This is a genomic window from Xanthomonas translucens pv. undulosa (assembly GCF_017301775.1).
GTDB lineage: Bacteria > Pseudomonadota > Gammaproteobacteria > Xanthomonadales > Xanthomonadaceae > Xanthomonas_A > Xanthomonas_A translucens.
The window spans coordinates 316,114-333,412 of record NZ_CP063993.1 but is presented as its reverse complement, the minus strand read 5'-3'; the positions used below and the strand labels follow the sequence as shown (position 1 = coordinate 333,412).

General features: G+C 69.0%; 17 protein-coding genes. 12 read left to right on the top strand and 5 right to left on the bottom strand.

The window, feature by feature from the left end; all coding sequences use genetic code 11:
• Positions 1–66: 66 nt before the first annotated feature.
• Genes pgl through zwf form a run of 3 tightly spaced genes read right to left on the bottom strand, consistent with a single transcriptional unit; the run spans position 67 to position 3,250 of the window.
• Positions 67–786: a 6-phosphogluconolactonase gene (pgl, locus tag ISN38_RS01235; RefSeq protein WP_003471742.1), complete on the bottom strand. Its 720-nt coding sequence runs from the start codon at positions 784–786 to the stop codon at positions 67–69.
• Positions 783–1,790 (bottom strand): glucokinase, encoded by a 1,008-nt coding sequence (gene glk / locus ISN38_RS01230; RefSeq protein ID WP_003471740.1) that lies wholly within the window; start codon positions 1,788–1,790, stop codon positions 783–785. The genes pgl and glk overlap by 4 nt, the downstream gene beginning before the upstream one ends.
• Positions 1,787–3,250 (bottom strand): glucose-6-phosphate dehydrogenase, encoded by a 1,464-nt coding sequence (zwf, locus tag ISN38_RS01225; protein WP_081318774.1) that lies wholly within the window; start codon positions 3,248–3,250, stop codon positions 1,787–1,789. Before zwf ends, glk begins: the two co-directional genes overlap by 4 nt.
• A 412-nt stretch (positions 3,251–3,662) precedes the next feature.
• Here zwf and ISN38_RS01220 point away from each other — a divergent pair, with 412 nt between their 5' ends.
• Positions 3,663–4,787, top strand: coding sequence for an ABC transporter ATP-binding protein (locus tag ISN38_RS01220; RefSeq protein ID WP_003471726.1), 1,125 nt, complete (start codon positions 3,663–3,665; stop codon positions 4,785–4,787).
• Between the two features lie 29 nt (positions 4,788–4,816).
• On the opposite strand, the gene ygfZ is transcribed toward ISN38_RS01220, so the two are convergent.
• On the bottom strand, positions 4,817–5,689 hold the full coding sequence (ygfZ, locus tag ISN38_RS01215; RefSeq protein ID WP_038239398.1) for a CAF17-like 4Fe-4S cluster assembly/insertion protein YgfZ: 873 nt from the start codon (positions 5,687–5,689) through the stop codon (positions 4,817–4,819).
• A 38-nt stretch (positions 5,690–5,727) separates the two neighbouring features.
• Between ygfZ and ISN38_RS01210 the strand changes: the two genes are divergently transcribed.
• The 9 genes from ISN38_RS01210 to lolD all read left to right on the top strand — a co-directional run bounded on the left by ISN38_RS01210 (position 5,728) and on the right by lolD (position 12,251).
• On the top strand, positions 5,728–5,898 hold the full coding sequence (locus ISN38_RS01210) for a DUF1674 domain-containing protein (RefSeq protein ID WP_003471722.1): 171 nt from the start codon (positions 5,728–5,730) through the stop codon (positions 5,896–5,898).
• A 60-nt stretch (positions 5,899–5,958) separates the two neighbouring features.
• Positions 5,959–6,351 carry a succinate dehydrogenase, cytochrome b556 subunit gene (gene sdhC / locus ISN38_RS01205; RefSeq protein ID WP_003471720.1) on the top strand — a complete coding sequence of 131 codons (393 nt, stop codon included), beginning with the start codon at positions 5,959–5,961 and terminating at the stop codon, positions 6,349–6,351.
• Positions 6,348–6,734, top strand: a complete 387-nt coding sequence (gene sdhD / locus ISN38_RS01200; protein ID WP_003471718.1) for a succinate dehydrogenase, hydrophobic membrane anchor protein — start codon at positions 6,348–6,350, stop codon at positions 6,732–6,734. The genes sdhC and sdhD overlap by 4 nt, the downstream gene beginning before the upstream one ends.
• Before the next feature lie 29 nt (positions 6,735–6,763).
• Entirely contained in the window at positions 6,764–8,554 is a 1,791-nt protein-coding gene (sdhA, locus tag ISN38_RS01195) for a succinate dehydrogenase flavoprotein subunit (protein ID WP_003471717.1), read from the top strand.
• Positions 8,555–8,665: 111 nt separating this feature from the next.
• On the top strand, positions 8,666–9,448 hold the full coding sequence (locus ISN38_RS01190; protein WP_003471715.1) for a succinate dehydrogenase iron-sulfur subunit: 783 nt from the start codon (positions 8,666–8,668) through the stop codon (positions 9,446–9,448).
• Positions 9,449–9,580: 132 nt separating this feature from the next.
• Positions 9,581–9,829: an FAD assembly factor SdhE gene (locus ISN38_RS01185; RefSeq protein WP_003471713.1), complete on the top strand. Its 249-nt coding sequence runs from the start codon at positions 9,581–9,583 to the stop codon at positions 9,827–9,829.
• Positions 9,780–10,235, top strand: a complete 456-nt coding sequence (locus ISN38_RS01180) for a hypothetical protein (RefSeq protein ID WP_047324873.1) — start codon at positions 9,780–9,782, stop codon at positions 10,233–10,235. Before ISN38_RS01185 ends, ISN38_RS01180 begins: the two co-directional genes overlap by 50 nt.
• 23 nt (positions 10,236–10,258) lie before the next feature.
• Positions 10,259–11,503, top strand: a complete 1,245-nt coding sequence (locus ISN38_RS01175) for a lipoprotein-releasing ABC transporter permease subunit (protein WP_003472782.1) — start codon at positions 10,259–10,261, stop codon at positions 11,501–11,503.
• Between the two features lie 109 nt (positions 11,504–11,612).
• Positions 11,613–12,251 (top strand): lipoprotein-releasing ABC transporter ATP-binding protein LolD, encoded by a 639-nt coding sequence (gene lolD / locus ISN38_RS01170; RefSeq protein ID WP_483444609.1) that lies wholly within the window; start codon positions 11,613–11,615, stop codon positions 12,249–12,251.
• Between the two features lie 607 nt (positions 12,252–12,858).
• On the opposite strand, the gene ISN38_RS01165 is transcribed toward lolD, so the two are convergent.
• Positions 12,859–13,923 carry an SDR family oxidoreductase gene (locus tag ISN38_RS01165; protein WP_206712020.1) on the bottom strand — a complete coding sequence of 355 codons (1,065 nt, stop codon included), beginning with the start codon at positions 13,921–13,923 and terminating at the stop codon, positions 12,859–12,861.
• Positions 13,924–14,227: 304 nt separating this feature from the next.
• Here ISN38_RS01165 and ISN38_RS01160 point away from each other — a divergent pair, with 304 nt between their 5' ends.
• Complete coding sequence (locus tag ISN38_RS01160) at positions 14,228–16,726, top strand: DNA internalization-related competence protein ComEC/Rec2 (protein WP_206712019.1); 2,499 nt, start codon at positions 14,228–14,230, stop codon at positions 16,724–16,726.
• Positions 16,620–17,297: a MotA/TolQ/ExbB proton channel family protein gene (locus ISN38_RS01155; protein ID WP_003472787.1), complete on the top strand. Its 678-nt coding sequence runs from the start codon at positions 16,620–16,622 to the stop codon at positions 17,295–17,297. The genes ISN38_RS01160 and ISN38_RS01155 overlap by 107 nt, the downstream gene beginning before the upstream one ends.
• Positions 17,298–17,299 lie beyond the last annotated feature (2 nt).

Here is a 17,299-nt window from a genome sequence, read left to right as displayed (position 1 = left end):
GGGAAAGCGGGAATGCGCAGCGCTGGGCTGTTCCGGGTTCCGGGTCCCGGGTCCCGAGTCCCGGCCTCACTCGCACCAGTGCACGCGCAAGCGCGCACCGGGCGTGTCGAAGGCGACGCGGATCGGGAATTCGTGCGGATCGTTGCCGGACAGCGTGCGTTCGAGCACCTCAAGTTTCTGCTTGCCGCGCAGCAGCAGCATGCGCTGGCCGATCGGCGCCAGCCCGGCCGGGGTCAGGGTGATGCGCAGCGGCCAGGTATTGGCGCCGGGGCAGCCGGTGGCGTCGAGCGCGGCGTAGGGCAGCGGATTGGCCAGCGCCTTGTTCAGGTCGGTGGCGCCGGGGAACAGCGACGCGGTGTGGCCGTCGCCGCCCATGCCCAGTACCGCCATGCACGCGGCCGGCGCGTGCTGCGCATGCAGGTTGGCGGCGTGCACGCAATCCTGCAGCGGCTGGCCGACCCGCACCAGCGGTTCGAAACGCGCGCCTTCGGCACGCTCCAGGAAGCTCTGCCGGACCAGGTAGGCGTTGCTGTCGCTGTCCTGCGGCGACAGCCAGCGTTCGTCGACCAGGCCCACTTCCAGCTTGCTCCAGTCCAGCGGCAGCTCGGCCAGCGCCTGGTACACCGGCGCCGGTGTGGTGCCGCCGGACAGCAGCAGGCGCGCGCCGCCGCGCAGCGCGATGTCCGCGCGCAGCGCAGCGCCGATCTCGGCCGCTGCCGCGTCGATCCATTCGTCGGCATCGTCGTAACGGATCAGGGTGATGCGATCGGACAACGTGGGGCTCATGCAACGACTCCTGGGGATTCGCGTTCGGCATCGACCGCATAGGCGGCGGCGCCAAGCAGACCGGCACGGGGGTGGGTCACCGCCAGCGACGGCACCCGCGCCATGATCGACGAAAAGCGGCCCTTGTGCTCGAAGCGCTGGCGGAAGCCGGAGTGCTGCAATGCGTCGAGCATCTTCGGCACCAGACCGCCGGTCAGGAACACGCCGTCCCAGGCGCCGTGCATCAGCACCAGGTCGCCGGCGATGGCGCCGAACACCGCGCAGAACACGTCGATGGTGCGCATCGCGCGGTAGTCGCCCTGCGCGGCGCGCGCGGTGATGTCCGACGGCTGCAGCGGGCCGGGGTTGTCGCCGGCGATCTCGCTCAGCGCGCGATGGATGTTGACCAGGCCGGGACCGCAGATCAGGCGTTCGTTGGACACGCGCCCGAACTGCTGCGACAGCAGCTCGAGAATGCGGATTTCCTCCGGCGTACCCGGCGGGAAGCTGACATGGCCGCCTTCGGTCTCCAGCGGATAGCAGCGGCCGCCGCGGATCAGCAGGCCGCCCACGCCCAGGCCGGTGCCGGGGCCGATCACCGCGTAGTTGCCTGGCTGCGCGATCGGTGCCGGCTGCCACGCCGCGCCGCCGACCTGGACCACGTCCTGCGGCTGCAGCAGGCTGATCGCCATTGCCTGCGCGGCGAAGTCGTTGATCAGGTGCAGGGCGTCGAAGCCGAGCATGGCGCGGGTGCGCGAGCGCGAAATCACCCATGGATGGTTGGTGATCCGCGCCTCGTCGCCATCCACCCGCCCGGCCACGGCGAACACGCCGCTGCGTGCCTCCACCCCGGTCTGTTGCAGGTAGTGGCGCGCCGCGTCGCCCAGCGACGGGAATTCCACCACCGCATAGGTCTGGGTGCTGTCGTCGAGCAGCGGCGTGGACGCGCCGACGTCGGCGAGCGCGAAGCGCGCGTTGGTGCCGCCGATGTCGGCGACCAGCACCGGTCGCAGCGGCGCGCTCATGGCGTGTCCCGCTGCACGGCGCTGGCGTCGTCGGCGGACACGTAGCGTTCGGCTTCCTGCGGCCCCCAGCTGCCGGCCGGGTAGGGCAGCAGCGGCAGTTGCGCCTGCGCCCAGGCGTCGCTGACGCTGTCGATCCAGGCCCAGGCCGCGCGCACTTCGTCGTCGCGCACGAACAGCGCATGGTTGCCGTTGAGCGCGTCGAGCATCAATCGCTCGTAAGCGATGCGGCGATGCAGGCCGGTCGGCATCGACAGTTCCAGTTCCAGCGGCTGCAGTTCCAGCGCGCCCCATTCCGGGCCGGCCAGGCTGCTCATCAGGCCCAGTTCGATGTTTTCCTGCGGCTGCAACTGGAAGGTCAGCCGGTTCGGCGCCACGTGCTGCGCGTCGGGGCGCTCGAACAGCCAGTGGGTGACTGGCTTGAGCGTGACCACGATGCGCGTGGTGCGCTCGGCCAGGCGTTTGCCGGTACACAGCCGGAACGGCACCCCGGCCCAGCGCCAGTTGTCGATGTAGGCGGTGACGCCGACGAAGGTCTCCACATCGCTGCCTTCCGGCGGCTGGTAGGCCTGCGCCTGCTGGCCGTTGATGGTGCCGGCGGTGTAGCGGCCGCGCACGCTGTCGCGTGCGGCCTGCGCGGCCTGCAGCGGCCGCAGCGCGCGCAGCACCTTGACCTTCTCGTCGCGGATGCGGTCCGCTTCCAGCGAGGCCGGCGGCTCCATCGCCACCAGGCACAGCAGCTGCAGGATGTGGCTCTGGACCATGTCGCGCAGCGCGCCGGAACGCGCGTAGTAGGCGTCGCGGCCGTCCACGCCCTCGCTCTCGGCGACCAGGATCTCCACCGACTCGATGTAGTTGCGGTTCCATACCGCTTCCAGCAGGGTGTTGCCGAAGCGCAGCGCGATCAGGTTCTGCACCGCCGCCTTGCCCAGGTAGTGGTCCAGGCGGAACACGCGGTCCTCGTCGATCAGCGCGCCGATCGCCTGCAGGATCGCGCGCGCGCTGGCCGAGTCGTGGCCGATCGGCTTCTCCAGCATCAGCCGGTTCGGCGCAGCCAGCGCACCGCCCTGGGCCAGGCCCTGGCAGGTGCTGATGTACAGCCCCGGCGGGATCGCCAGGTAGCTGACGCACTTGCGCGCGGCCAGTTCGCGCACCGCATCGGCCACCGACTCGGCATTGCGCAGGTCCACCGAGCGGTAGTCGGTGCGATCCAGCAGCGACTGGATCACCGCCTCGCTGACCTGCGGCATCGCCGCCTGCAGCCGCGGCTTGAGGATGTCGTGGAACTTGGCGGTGTCGTGCGGCGACAGCGCCAGCGCGCGGATGCGGAAGTCGTCCGGCAGGAAGCCGTCGTCGAGCATGCGCAGCAGCGACGGGAACAGGTAGCGCTGGGCGAGGTCGCCGGTGGCGCCAAACAGCAGGAACGTATCGTGCATCGACCGGTTTTCGGTTTCGGGTGACATTTCGTCGATTACCTGGGGGCTAGTAGTGACGTGGCGTTGGTAAGCAAGCGGCGGAGCCGGCCTGTATCCGTCCTGCAGCTCGCGCGGGGGCATGGCGATGACGACCGCCAGGCGGGAGCGCACGATCCGGGAGATGAATACGACGGCCAGACCTCCCAGCATACCTGCCTAATGCCGCAAACATCAGAGTCGGTGCTCGGCGCACGCCCGGACGGCGGCGGCTGGCGGATCGCATCGGCGGCCCTCCCAGGCGTCGATGTTGCCCCGTGAAAACGGTTACATGGCAGAATACCGCATTGCGCTCCCATTGTTGCCTGTGTCGCTGGCACGATGCGAGCCGCATGCGTATGCACTGCCTTCGGGAGGGACCGGCGGCAGCCCGTCCCTCCTGCCGGAAACCGGATACCGCACCATGGCGAACGTACAACTGGACAACATCCGCAAGGTCTACGACAACGGCCAGGTCGCCGTGCACGGGGCCAGTTTCGAAGTGGCCGACGGCGAACTGATGGTGCTGGTCGGGCCGTCGGGCTGCGGCAAGTCCACCCTGCTGCGGATGATCGCGGGGCTGGAGGAGATCAGCGGCGGCGAGCTGCGCATCGGCGAGCGCGTGGTCAACGACGTGGCGCCGAAGGACCGCGACATCGCGATGGTGTTCCAGAGCTACGCGCTGTATCCGCACATGACCGTGGCCGAGAACCTGGCGTTCGGGTTGAAGCTGCGCGGCGAGAGCAAGGAGGTCATCGCGCGCCGCGTCGCCGCTGCCGCCGACACCCTGGGCCTGACCCCGATGCTGGACAAGCTGCCGCGGGCGATGTCCGGCGGCCAGCGCCAGCGCGTGGCGCTGGGCCGCGCGCTGGTGCGCGAACCGGCGGTGTTCCTGCTGGATGAGCCGCTGTCGAATCTGGACGCCAAGCTGCGCCACTCGGTGCGCACCGAGATCGCGCAGCTGCATCGCAAGCTCGGCACCACGATGATCTACGTGACCCACGATCAGGTCGAGGCGATGACCCTGGGCCAGCGCATCGTGGTGCTCAAGGACGGGCTGATCCAGCAGATCGACACGCCGATGGCGCTGTACGACCGCCCGGCCAACCTGTTCGTGGCCGGCTTCCTCGGCAGCCCGGCGATGAACGTGCTGCAGGGCCAGTTGGTCGAGGACGACGGCCTGCAACTGCAGCTGGCCGACGGCAGCCGCGTGCCGCTGCACGGCGCCCAGGTCGCGCCGCAGTGGCTGGGCCGGCCGATCGCGATCGGCGTGCGCCCGGAGCACCTGCAGCCCAGCGCGGACGGGCAGGGCGGGTTTGAGACCACGGTCGAGATGATCGAGCCGGTCGGCAACGAGATCTTCGTCAACCTCAGCCACGGCAGCCAGCCGCTGGTGATGCGGGTGGCACCGCGCACGCTGCCGGGCCTGGGTGAGCGCCTGCGCGTGGCGGTGCGCGGCGAGGCGCTGCATTTCTTCGATCCGGAGAGCGGAGAGCGTCTTGATGTACGGGGCTCGGGACTTGCAACTCGGGACTCGGGACCGCAATAAGCCAAGGCGGGCGTCGCGGGCGGGCTGGTTCAGCGCGCGAGGCCGTCGCGCAGTGGCTGCCAATGCGCAGGATGCATGCCGATGGACAAGCCGGTAGGCGGCACTTCTTCCAGCGGCAGCACCGCCAGTGCCAATGCGCCGGCGACGCTGACCACGCTGCCCAGCGGCTGTCCGTCGCGCAACACCTGCGCGCCGACCTCGGCTACGCCGTCCATCTCCAGCAATTGCAGGGCGCGCTTGGCCTTGCCCAGGAAATGGGTGCGGGCAACGATCTCCTGGCCCGGATAGCAGCCCTTCTTCACGCTGAACGCATGCAGCCGGTCCAGCGCCAGCTGCTGCGGTGTCCATTGCTCGCGCTGGCTGGGGTCGAGCCGGGCCAGGCCCAGGCGCAGGTCGGCGTGGCGCCAGGCGGCGGCGAAGGCCGGGTCGGCCGCGTCCTGCGTAGCCTGTGCTGCCGGCACCAACAGCAGCGTGCGCGGGAGGCCGGCGCCGCCCATGTCCAGTTCGATCGTCCCGTCGCCACGCTCCGCCAGCGCCGCGCCTTGCGCCTGCGCGGGCGAAGCCAGGCACGCGTAGGCATGCAGGTCGTCGTGCGCGGCGATACGCAGCTTGCGCCGGAACACGAAGCGGTTCAGCGCGATTGCCAGCTCCGCCGCACCACCGTCCGGCAGTAGCACCAGCAAGGCGTCGTCGGCGCTGCGCAGCAGTGCGAACAGCGCGATCACCCGGCCCTTGGCGCTCAGCCAGGCGTTCCATTGCCAGTGGCCGTTGCGCAGCGCTTGCACATCGTTGGCGAACTGCGCCTGGGCGAAAGCCACTGCATCCGTGCCGCTCAATGCCACGTATTGCAGGTCTGGAAGCGCGGAAAAACCGGTGGAAGTGAGATTCAGGTTGTCAGGCACGAGGGGGAGGACTAAAATTATATTGTTGTGAGACCCGCATGATAAGCCAAGCAACCCCCACACCCGAGCCCGAGCCCGAAACGCAGCGACCCGCCGAGGAGAACACTCCGCAAGCGACGCCTGCACCGAGGGAAATCGGCGGTCGCGGCGGCCTCGAACCGACGCGCTACGGCGACTGGGAAAAAAACGGACGCTGCATCGATTTCTGAGCAGCTTTGAGCCAACGCGGCCTTAAGCACGCCGCCCAGCCGAGACAACGAGCCCAGCGAATGGCTACGCGCGAACGTCCTCTTTCCCCCCACCTGCAGGTCTATCGCTGGCAGATCCAGATGGTCACCTCCATCCTGCATCGAGCCACTGGAATCATTCTGTCGGTCGGTGCCTTGATCATTGCCGCCGCGCTGTTGGTGCTGATGCTCGGCCCGGCGTCCTGGAACTGCTTCCGCGGCATGGCCGGCGCCTGGTATGGCCAGCTGTTCCTGTTCGCCTGGAGCTGGGCCTTCGCCTACCACCTGTGCAACGGCCTGCGCCACATCGTGCAGGACTTCGGTCACGGCTTCGGCATCCCCGCCTTCGTGCGCAACAGCTGGCTGTCGGTGATCGGCAGCCTGCTGATCGTCGCGCTGATCTGGGCCTACGTGCTGACCGGAGCCGCCGCATGAACCGCTACCGCACCCCGTTGAAGAACGTGCGCGGCCTGGGCGCGGCCAAGTCCGGCACCGAGCATTTCGTGCTGCAGCGGCTTACCGCCACCGCGCTGGTCGGCCTCACCATCTGGTTCCTGGTGTTCGTGCTGAGCCTGCTCGGCGCCGACTACGTCACCGCCACCGCGGCGGTGACCAAGCCGTGGAACGCCGTGCTGCTGGTGGGCTTCCTGATCGCGATGTTCTGGCATGCGCAGATCGGCCTGCAGGTGATCCTCGAAGACTATGTGCACAACTCGCTGCTGGCCCTGGCGCTGCAGACCACGGTGAAGTTCGTCGCCGTGCTCGGTGCGCTCGTCGGTGTATTCGCGGTCGCCCGCATCGCGCTGGGCAGCGCCTGATCGGCGCCCGGAACAGGAATTCAAATTAGATGTCCGCTTACAAGATCACCGAACACAAGTACGACATGGTCGTGGTCGGCGCCGGCGGCGCCGGCCTGCGCGCCACCTTCGGCCTGGCCGCCAAGGGCCTGCAGACGGTCTGCCTGACCAAGGTCTTCCCGACCCGTTCGCACACCGTGGCCGCGCAGGGCGGCATCTCCGCCGCGCTCGGCAACATGGGCGAGGACGACTGGCGCTACCACTTCTACGACACCATCAAGGGCTCGGACTGGCTGGGCGACCAGGACGCGATCGAGTACATGTGCCGCGAGGCGATCCCGGCGATCATCGAGCTGGAGCACTACGGGGTGCCGTTCTCGCGCACCGAGGACGGCAAGATCTACCAGCGTCCGTTCGGCGGAATGACCACCAAGTACGGCGAAGGCCCGTCCGCGCAGCGCACCTGCGCCGCCGCAGACCGCACTGGCCACGCCATGCTGCACACGTTGTACCAGCAGTCGCTGGCGCACGATGCGCGCTTCATGATCGAGTATTTCGCGCTCGACCTGATCTTCGACGAGGAAGGCGTGTGCCGCGGCGTGCTCGCGCTGGACATGGCCGAAGGCTCGCTGCACCTGTTCCGCGCCCATGGCGTGGTGCTGGCCACCGGCGGCTACGGCCGCGCCTACTTCAGCGCCACCTCCGCGCATACCTGCACCGGCGACGGCGGCGGCCTGGTGATGCGCGCCGGCCTGCCGATGCAGGACATGGAGTTCGTGCAGTTCCATCCCACCGGCATCTACGGCGCCGGCTGCCTGATCACCGAGGGCGTGCGCGGCGAAGGCGGCATCCTGCGCAACAGCAACGGCGAGCGCTTCATGGAGCGCTACGCGCCGCACTACAAGGATCTGGCCTCGCGCGACGTGGTGTCGCGTTCGATGACCATCGAGATCCGCGAAGGCCGCGGCGTCGGCGAGCACAAGGACCACATCCTGCTCGACCTGACCCATCTCGGCCCGGGGGTGATCGACGAGAAGCTGCCCGGCATCGCCGAGAGCGCACGGATCTTCGCTGGCGTGGACGTGCACAAGCAGCCGATCCCGGTGCTCCCGACCGTGCACTACAACATGGGCGGCATCCCGACCAACTATCACGGCGAAGTGGTGCGCAAGGACGGCGACAACCCCGATGCGGTGGTGCCCGGCCTGTACGCGATCGGCGAAGCGGCTTGCGTGTCGGTGCACGGCGCCAACCGCCTGGGGTCCAACTCGCTGCTGGACCTGGTGGTGTTCGGCCGCGCGGTGGCGATCCGTTGCGCCGAGACCATCAAGACCGGCGCGCCGCACAAGACCCTGCCCGGCGATGCCTGCGACAAGGCGCTGGGCCTGCTCGACAAGCTGCGCAATTCCAACGGCGGCACGCCGACCTCGGTGATCCGCGACAAGATGCAGCGCACCATGCAGTCCGACGCGGCGGTGTTCCGCACCAGCAAGACGCTGCAGGAAGGCGTGGACAAGATGGCCGAGATCTACGCCACCTTCGAGGACGTGAAGGTCTCCGACCGCTCGCTGGTGTGGAATTCGGACCTGATCGAGACCTACGAGCTGAACAACCTGCTGCTCAACGCGGTGGCGACGATCAACTCGGCCGAGCAACGCAAGGAAAGCCGCGGTGCGCATGCGCACGAGGATTTCCCGGACCGCGACGACGTCAACTGGCAGAAGCACACCCTGGTCAGCGTCGACGACAAGGGCCAGTGCAGCTTCGACTACCGCCCGGTGCACATGTACACGCTCAGCAAGGACGTTGACGTGGTGCCGCCGAAACCGCGCGTGTACTGACCAAAGCCGGGAATCGGGAATCGGGAATGGGGAATCGAGAACAGCGCCTGCGCTCTTCGCCCCTGCTTCCCATTTCCCATTCCCCAATCCCCATTCCCGGATTTTAAAGCCATGGCAGAGTTCACCCTCCCCAAGAATTCCAAGATCAGCAAGGGCAAGCACTTTCCCGCCACCGGCGCGAAGAATGCACGCACCTTCAAGGTCTACCGTTGGAATCCGGACGACGACAGCAACCCGCGCACCGACACCTACGAGGTGGATCTGGACGCGTGCGGCCCGATGGTCCTGGACGCGCTGATCAAGATCAAGAACGATATCGATCCGACCCTGACCTTTCGTCGTTCCTGCCGCGAAGGCATCTGCGGTTCGTGCGCGATGAACATCGACGGCACCAACACGCTGGCCTGCACCAAGGCGATCGCCGACTGCGGCAAGGCCGAAGTGCCGATCTATCCGCTGCCGCACATGGAGGTTATCAAGGACCTGGTGCCGGACCTGACCCACTTCTACGCGCAGTACGCGTCGATCAAGCCGTGGATCCGCACTCAGACCCCGCCACCGCCGGACCGCGAGCGGCTACAGTCGCCGGAAGACCGCAAGAAGCTCGACGGCCTGTACGAGTGCATCCTGTGCGCGTGCTGCTCGACCAGCTGCCCGAGCTACTGGTGGAACGGCGAGCGCTACCTGGGTCCGGCGATCCTGCTGCAGGCCTACCGCTGGATCGTCGACTCGCGCGACGAGGACACCGGTGCGCGCCTGGACGATCTGGAAGATCCGTTCAAGCTGTACCGCTGCCACACCATCATGAACTGCGCGCGCACCTGCCCGAAGGGGCTGAATCCGGCGCTGGCGATCGCCGAGATCAAGAAGCTGATGATGGCGCGCCGCGCCTGATCGGCTAGCGTCGCCACCACGGACGGCAGGCCCGTTCGACTGCGCGGCACCGGCTCTCGGGTTCGGTGCCGCGCGCGTTTTCGACGGTCGCCGACCTAGGCGTCCGTCCACCAAGACCTGGGGTGCGATGCGATGGACGAAGCCACCGAACTGAAGAAGCTGCGCTGGCGCTGCCGGCGCGGCATGCGCGAGCTGGATCAGCTGTTCGGACGCTACCTGGACCGGCGCTGGGCGCAGTCCTCCGAGGCCGAGCGCGGGGTTTTCCTATACCTGCTCGAATGCGAGGACGATAAGTTGTGGCGCTGGTTCATGGGCTACGAGGCTTGTCCCGATGCACGCGCCGCCGATCTCATCGCCACCATCCGCGCCCTGCCGGCTTGAGTGGCGCCCCTCGCGCTGGCTGCTGGCGGCGCTGGCGCTGCTGAGCGTGCTGGCGCCGCTGTCGATCCTGGGCTCGGACATGCCGCGCGCCTGCGCCTGGCCTGCGGCGGCGCTGGCCGCGCTGTATGCGGCGTGGCTGCTGCGGCGCGAGGCGCGGCGGGCGCCGCGTACCCTGCTGCTCCCGGCGCAGGGCAGCGTGGCGGCAAGCGTCGATGGCCAGCCGGTCGCGACGCTGCAGGTGGACTGGCGCGGGCCGCTGGCGTTCGTACGCTGGCGCGATGCGGATGGCCGGGTAGGGCGCCTGGCCTGGTGGCCGGACACCCTGCCGCCGCCGGCACGACGTGAACTGCGTCTGGCCGCTCAGGCCCGTGCCGCTTCGTCTGCGCCGCCGCAGATGGCACCATAGCGCTCCCTGGATGGTGGCTGCGCATGTTCAAACCCTTACCCGTGGCCATCGGCCTGCGCTACCTGCGCGCCAAGCGCCGCAACAACTTCATCTCTTTCATCTCGATGGCCTCGATCCTCGGCATCGCCCTGGGCGTGACCGTGCTGATCACCACGCTGGCGGTGATGAGCGGCTTCCAGAAGGAGATCCGCGACCGCCTGCTGCAGATGGCCGCGCATGCCACCGTCAGCGCGCAGGGCGCGCCTATGGAGAACTGGCAGCACGCGGTGGACGTGGCTACCCGCGATCCGCGTGTGGCCGGCGCCGCGCCGTATGTCGAGGAAGAAGCGCTGCTCACCGGGCAGCGCAACCAGCCGGCGATCGTGCGCGGCATCCTGCCCCGCGAAGAGTCCAAGGTCTCGGTGCTGGCGCAGAAGATGAAGCAGGGTTCGATCGACAGCCTCACCCCCGGTTCCTACAACATCCTGCTCGGCCAGGAACTGGCGCTGTGGCTGGGCGTGGGCGTGGGCGACAAGGTGGTGGTGATGCTCGGCGAACCGCAGGCCAGCCCGATGGGCATGGTGCCGCGCTACAAGCGCTTCACCGTCAGCGGCATCTTCGAGGCCGGCTACAACGAGATCGATCGCGGCCTGGCGGTGACCAGCATGGCGGACATGCAGCGCGTGCTGCGCATCGGCGACGGCGTCACCGGCGTACGCCTGAAGCTGTACGACATGGACCTGGCCTGGAACGTGGCCCGCGACCTGGCGCTGAACCTGCACGGCCCGTACATGGTCAGCGACTGGACCCGCGAGAACGCCAACCTGTACCAGTCGCTGAAGATGGAAAAGACGGTGATGGGCATCCTGCTGTCGCTGATCATCGCGATGGGCGCGTTCAACCTGGTGTCCTCGCAGGTGATGCTGGTCACCGACAAGCAGGCCGACATCGCCATCCTGCGCACGTTGGGGCTGAGCCCGGGCGGGGTGATGCAGGTGTTCATGGTGCAGGGCACGCTGATCGGCGTGATCGGCACCGTGGCCGGGGTGATCGGCGGCATCCTGCTGACCTTGAACCTGGAGCGGATCCTGGCCGGCATCGAGGCGTTGTTCCACATCAAGCTGCTGCCCGAGGACGTGTACTACATCACCGGCCTGCCCACCGACATGCAGCCGCGCGACGTGGTGGTGATCACCCTTGTCGCGCTGCTGATGAGCTTCCTGGCCACGCTGTATCCGGCCTGGCGCGCTGCGCGCACGCAACCGGCGGAGGCGCTGCGTTATGAATGACGGCCGCGAATCGGGAATCGGGAATCGGGAATCGGCAGTGCACACGCCACCGCAAGCAGACGCGGCGATTCGCGCCGAAGGCCTGGGCAAGACCTATGCCGAGGGCAAGATGCGTACGCCGGTGTTCGACGGGCTGGACCTGAGCGTGGCGCCGGGCGAGACCGTGGCCATCGTCGGCGCGTCCGGCGCCGGCAAGAGCACGCTGCTGCATCTGCTCGGCGGCCTCGATGTGCCGACCGCCGGCGAGGTGTACGTGGCTGGGCAGCGCATGTCGGCGCTGTCGGACGCGGCGCGCGGCCAGCTGCGCAATCGCTCGCTGGGCTTCGTCTACCAATTCCATCATCTGCTCCCGGAATTCACCGCGCTGGAGAACGTGATGATGCCGGTGCTGCTCGGCGGCGCCGCGGTCAAGGACGCCGACGCGCGCGCGCGCGCCTTGCTGGAATCGGTGGGCCTGGGCCATCGCCTGGAGCACAAGCCCGGCGAACTGTCCGGCGGCGAGCGCCAGCGCGCGGCGGTGGCGCGCGCGCTGGTCAACCGTCCGGCCTGCGTGCTCGGCGACGAGCCGACCGGCAACCTCGACGACAAGACCGCGGCCAACGTGTTCGCGCTGATGCTCGAGCTCAACCGCGCGCACGGCACCAGCCTGGCCCTGGTCACCCACGACCGCAGCCTGGCGCGCAAGCTCGACCGCGTGCTGGAACTGCATCAGGGCAAGCTGCGCGAACTGGCGCCTGCCGACGTGTAGCGGCGCGCATGCCTATGGCCGCGGCCTGTCGGCCGCGACGAATGCAGCCCGGAACCATGACGGTTTCGGCAATCGGTCGCGGCTGAAGCCGCTCCTACAGTGCAGCCGGCGAGTCGGTCGCTTGCTTCCTGTAGGAGCGGCTTCAGCCGCGACGAACGAAGCCATCCGGCTATCCGGCTTCGGAAACAGTCGGGACTGAAGTCCCTCCGACAGTGCACCCAGCCTGCTGGCCGCAAGTCATTGTGGGAGCGACACTTCAGTCGCGACGCGCGGAGCCGTCCAGTTGCCGGGCCTCAGAAGCGATCGCGACAGATGGGCCAGGAAAAGGCCGGGGATCGCAGCGGCTTGGGCTATCGGTCGGCGGCTGAAGTTGCTCCTACAGTGCAGCCAACCGCCCCTTGTAGGAGCGGCTTCAGCCGCGATGAACGCAGCCGGAGTCTGTCCGGTTGCGGAATCGCTCGGGGCCGATGGCCCGAGGCCACCCGCAGGCGCTCTCCCAATGGAGACGCACAATCGCATGGAAAAAACGCTCGAACGCCTGCCTAGTCGACGATCCTGCACCGCCCATCTCCCCGCGGCAGCAACTCGCCCACCGAGGGCGCACACCTCACGGAATCATCCGCTGCGCACGCAGCCTGGCGAACAGCTCCAGGAACGAGGCGCGGCTGTCGTAATAGCCGAGGAAGCCGAGGTCGCGGCTCTTGGTCATGTCGTTGACGCACTCGATCTCGCGGCCGAGGTCGGCATCGGTATGCCACCACGATGCCAACTGATTCACGTCCGCCTGCACCAGCCCGTGGCGTTCGGCGATCGCGCGCCACTGCGCCGGCGCGGTGTGCTGCAGACGCGGCTGCAACGGCATCGGCGCTTCCGGATACGGCGCCGCCTCCAGACCGTAGAACGCAGCGATCTCGCCCCACATCCAGCGCCAGCGGAACACGTCGCCGTTGACCGTGTTGAACGCCTGGTCGCGCGCGGCCGGACTGGTCGCGGCCCAGGCCAGCTGGCGGCCGAGCAGGCCGGCGTCGGTGAGATCGGTGAGGCTGTCCCACTGCGCGCGCGAACCGGGGAACACGAACGGCTGCCCGCTGTGCTTGCACAGCGTGGCGTACACCGCCAGGGTCACGCCCATGTTCATTGCGTTGCTGCCGTGGGCCTGGCCGATTATGGTGTGCGAGCGGTGCACGCTCCAGCCGAAACCATGGCGCGCGGCGGCGTCGAACAGCAGGTCTTCCAGCGTGTAGTAGAAATTCTCGCCCGGCTGGCGCGGCTCGCTCTCGCGGAACGGCGTCTCTGCCTTGCCGCTACCGTAGTGCTCGAACGAACCCAGGTAGTGCTTGGTGCCGGTGACCAGCGCCATGTGCTGCAGCGCGGTCCCGTCCAGGCCCTCGCACAAGTGGCGCAGCATCGCGCCATTGGCGGCGACGTTTTCCTTTTCGGTGTCGCGCCGCGTCCAGGTGCAGAAGAACACATGGGTGATCGGTAGCCCGTGCAGCGCGGCCGCGGTGGCGTCGCGGTCGAGAAGGTCGGCGGCCACGGGAATTACGCCTTCCTGCGGGATCGGGCGGCGTGCCAGGCCATAGACGGTCCAGCCGTCCGCGACCAGAACCTTGGCCAGGTTGTAGCCGGAGATGCCGGTGACCCCGACCACCAGTGCGGTGCCCTTGCGCATGCATGGATTCCTTCGATTTAAACCGGGCACGCTAGCCGCAGGCCGATGAAAGTATGGCGAAAAGCGGCCATGCGCCGCGCGGCGTCGTGCGTCTCCAGGCGAATTCCTACACCGCTTGCAGGGCTTTGCCGATGGCGGACATCACCGCGGCGCGCGAGGCTATCGACCTGGCCTCGTTGTGGTTGTCGCCGCCTGTCGCGATCGCCGCTGTTACCTCTGCACCCTGTTTACGTCAAGGAGCGGCGATCGCATGCAGCAACATCCTGAGTCTGCGCCTGGTCTTGGGTTTGCCGCACCAGGACCTGTGCGTGCCGAGGCGATCGCCCCGTTCGGCATCGGCGTCGCCGCCGCGCTCGCCGCGGGCGTACTGGCGGCACTGTGGCTGCCGCGGCTGGCGCCGTGGCCGCTGTCCCTGCTGCTGTTGCTTGGCGGCAGCGCGGTGTGGATCGGCATGCCGCACTGGCGCTGGCTGGGCGCCTTCGCCCTGGGCTTTGCTTGGCTGGGGCTGATTGCCGGCATGGTTCTGGCGCGGCAATTGCCCGCCGACTGGGAAAAGCGCGTGGCGACGCTGCAAGGGCAGGTGCTGGAACTGCCGCAGGCCGAGGTGCGGCGCACGCGTTTCATGTTTCGGGTGGACACCGATGCCACGCAGCCGGCGCCGTTGCGCGGGCGCCTGCTGCAACTGGCCTGGTACGACGATTTCGGCGCGCACGCGCCTGGTCCGCGCACGGCATTGCACGCCGGCGCGCGCTGGCGCCTGAGCGTGCGCCTGCGCGCGCCGCGCGGGCTCAGCAATCCGGGCGGATTCGACGCGGAGGCCTATGCACTGGCGCAGCGGATCAGTGCCAGCGGCTACGTGACCGCGCCGCACGAAGCCGCCGAACTGGCGCCTGGGCAGGGCATCGATGCCTGGCGCGAGCGGCTGTCGGCGCGGATTGCGGCGGCGGTGCCGAGCGCGTCGGCGCGTTACGTGCAGGCGCTGGCGCTCGGCGACACGCGCACGCTGGACGATCGCGACTGGCGCATCCTGCGCGCTGCGGGCCTGACCCATCTGATCGCCATTTCAGGTTTCCATGTCGGCCTGGTCGCCGGCGCGTTCGCGCTGCTCGGGGGCGGCCTGTGGCGGTTGTGGCCGCGGCTGGGGCGCTATTGGCCGCGTCACCAGGCCGCCGCGTTGCTGGCGGTGCTCGGCGCCGGTGGCTACACCCTGCTGTCGGGCATGGCGCTGCCCACGGTGCGGACCGCACTGATGATCGCGGTCGTCGTGGTCGCGCGGCTGTGGCGGCGCCCGGTGCGGGTGGTCGATGCGCTGGCGCTGGCGGCGATCGTCATGCTGGCCTTCGACCCGCTGGCGGTGCTGTCCGCCGGCTTTTGGCTGAGCTTCCTCGGCGTGGCCTGGCTGGCCTGGTGCATGCCTGCCGCCGGCAGCGGCTGGCACGGCAAGCTGCGCGAGTTCCTGTCGGCGCAGGGCGTGGCCACGCTGGGCCTGTTGCCGCTGAGCACGATGCTGTTCAGCCAGGCCTCGGCCGTCGGTCCGCTCGCTAACCTGCTGGCGATCCCGTGGTGGAGCCTGGTGGTGGTGCCGCTAGCACTGCTCGGCACCGCGCTGGAGGCGCTGCACGCCGGCGTCGGTGTGTGGGCCTGGCGTGCGGCGGCGGCGTGCTTCGACCTGACCTGGCCGCTGTTCGCCGCGCTCGGCGAAAGCCGTTTCGCGCTGCGCTGGCTGCCGGAAGCGCGCAACTGGGCCTTGCCGCTGGCGCTGCTGGGCGCGTTCTGGCTGCTGCTGCCGCGCGCGGTACCGGGCAAGCCGCTGGCGGCGCTGCTGTGGCTGCCGCTGTTCTGGCCGCCGTTGGAGCGGCCGGCCGCGGGCGAGGTGGAACTGGTGATGATCGATGTCGGCCAGGGGCTGTCGGTGCTGGTGCTCACCGCGCAGCACCAGTTGCTGTACGACGCCGGCCCGGCGATCAAGGATGGCTACGACGCCGGCGAGCTCGCGGTGGTGCCTGCGCTGCACGCGCTCGGCGTGGCGCGGCTGGACCGCACCGTGATCAGCCACGGCGACAACGACCATGCGGGTGGTTTCGAGGCGGTGCGCGCGGCGCTGCCGGTCGGCCTGTCCGAGGCGCCGGCCGGCGCGCCGGTGCGGGTGGACCGGCCGTGCCTGGCCGGCACCGCCTGGGAATGGGATGGCGTGCGTTTCCGCTTCCTGCATCCGGCGCCCGGCTTTCCCTATCTCGACAACGAGTCCAGCTGCGTGCTGCGGGTTGAAAGCGCGCATGGCGCGATGCTGCTGACCGGCGACATCGGCGAGGTGGTCGAGAGCCGCCTGCTGCGCCAGGCGCCGCAGGACCTACGCGCCGAGGTAGTGCTGGCGCCGCATCACGGCAGCGCGCATTCCTCGCAGGCGGCCTTCGTCGCCGCCACCGGCGCGCGCCTGGTGCTGATTTCGGCGGGCGAGGGCAACCGCTTCGGCCATCCGCGGCCGGTGGTGGTGGCGCGTTGGCAGGCGTCCGGCGCCGAGGTCGCGACCACACCGCAGGGCGGCGCGCTGCGCGTGTGGCTGGGACGCGCCGGCCTGCAACTGCGCGAACGGCGGCCGTGGCGGGCGCGGCTGTGGGATGCCGCGGAGCGGGCGCGGGCGGCTGCTATCCTATCGGCCGGTGAACGAACGGCCGAACGTGCCGGAGGGTTGCGACGTGTGGGAACTGGTCAAGGCCGGTGGCTGGCCGATGGTGCCGTTGCTGCTGTTGGGCGTGGTCGCGCTGGCGATCGTCCTGGAGCGGTTCTGGAGCCTGCGCCGTAGCGAAGTGCTGCCGCCGGGGCTGGGCCAGGAAGTGCGCAACTGGGCCACCCGCGGCAAGCTCGACCCGATCCACATCGAGTCGCTGCGGCGCAATTCTGCACTGGGCGAGCTGCTTGCCGCCGGCCTGGACGTGCGCAACCGGCCGCGCGAGATCGTCCGCGAACGCATCGAGGACACCGGCCGCCACGTCGTGCATCGCATGGAGCGGTTCCTGAACGCGTTGGGTACGGTGGCCTCGGCCGGGCCGCTGCTTGGCCTGCTCGGCACCGTGGTGGGAATGATTCAGATGTTCCTGGGCATCCTGGACCGCGGCGTTGGCGACGTGAACCAACTCGCCGGCGGCATCGGCAAGGCACTGGTGTGCACCGCCACCGGCATGATCATCGCGGTACCGGCACTGGTCTTCCATCGCTATTTCAAGGGCCGCATCGCTGGCTACATCATCGAGATGGAGCGCGAAGCCACCGCCTTGAGCGATGTCCTCGACGGCCATGGCCGCGACGGCGCGCCGACCCCGGCCGCGGCACGCCCGGCTTCGCGCGGCGGTGCCGCTGCGCCGGCCAAGGGCTGACC

What these genes read in the sequence shown, in the direction of transcription:
- ISN38_RS01165 (WP_206712020.1), bottom strand. Translation starts at nt 13,923, where the DNA reads ATGCGCAAGGGCACCGCACTGGTGGTCGGGGTCACCGGCATCTCCGGC.
- ISN38_RS01220 (WP_003471726.1), top strand. Translation starts at nt 3,663, where the DNA reads ATGGCGAACGTACAACTGGACAACATCCGCAAGGTCTACGACAACGGC.
- zwf (WP_081318774.1), bottom strand. Translation starts at nt 3,250, where the DNA reads ATGTCACCCGAAACCGAAAACCGGTCGATGCACGATACGTTCCTGCTG.
- ISN38_RS01210 (WP_003471722.1), top strand. Translation starts at nt 5,728, where the DNA reads ATGATAAGCCAAGCAACCCCCACACCCGAGCCCGAGCCCGAAACGCAG.
- ISN38_RS01190 (WP_003471715.1), top strand. Translation starts at nt 8,666, where the DNA reads ATGGCAGAGTTCACCCTCCCCAAGAATTCCAAGATCAGCAAGGGCAAG.
- sdhA (WP_003471717.1), top strand. Translation starts at nt 6,764, where the DNA reads ATGTCCGCTTACAAGATCACCGAACACAAGTACGACATGGTCGTGGTC.
- sdhD (WP_003471718.1), top strand. Translation starts at nt 6,348, where the DNA reads ATGAACCGCTACCGCACCCCGTTGAAGAACGTGCGCGGCCTGGGCGCG.
- pgl (WP_003471742.1), bottom strand. Translation starts at nt 786, where the DNA reads ATGAGCCCCACGTTGTCCGATCGCATCACCCTGATCCGTTACGACGAT.
- ISN38_RS01175 (WP_003472782.1), top strand. Translation starts at nt 10,259, where the DNA reads ATGTTCAAACCCTTACCCGTGGCCATCGGCCTGCGCTACCTGCGCGCC.
- ISN38_RS01180 (WP_047324873.1), top strand. Translation starts at nt 9,780, where the DNA reads ATGCACGCGCCGCCGATCTCATCGCCACCATCCGCGCCCTGCCGGCTT.
- lolD (WP_483444609.1), top strand. Translation starts at nt 11,613, where the DNA reads ATGCGTACGCCGGTGTTCGACGGGCTGGACCTGAGCGTGGCGCCGGGC.
- sdhC (WP_003471720.1), top strand. Translation starts at nt 5,959, where the DNA reads ATGGCTACGCGCGAACGTCCTCTTTCCCCCCACCTGCAGGTCTATCGC.
- glk (WP_003471740.1), bottom strand. Translation starts at nt 1,790, where the DNA reads ATGAGCGCGCCGCTGCGACCGGTGCTGGTCGCCGACATCGGCGGCACC.
- ISN38_RS01185 (WP_003471713.1), top strand. Translation starts at nt 9,581, where the DNA reads ATGGACGAAGCCACCGAACTGAAGAAGCTGCGCTGGCGCTGCCGGCGC.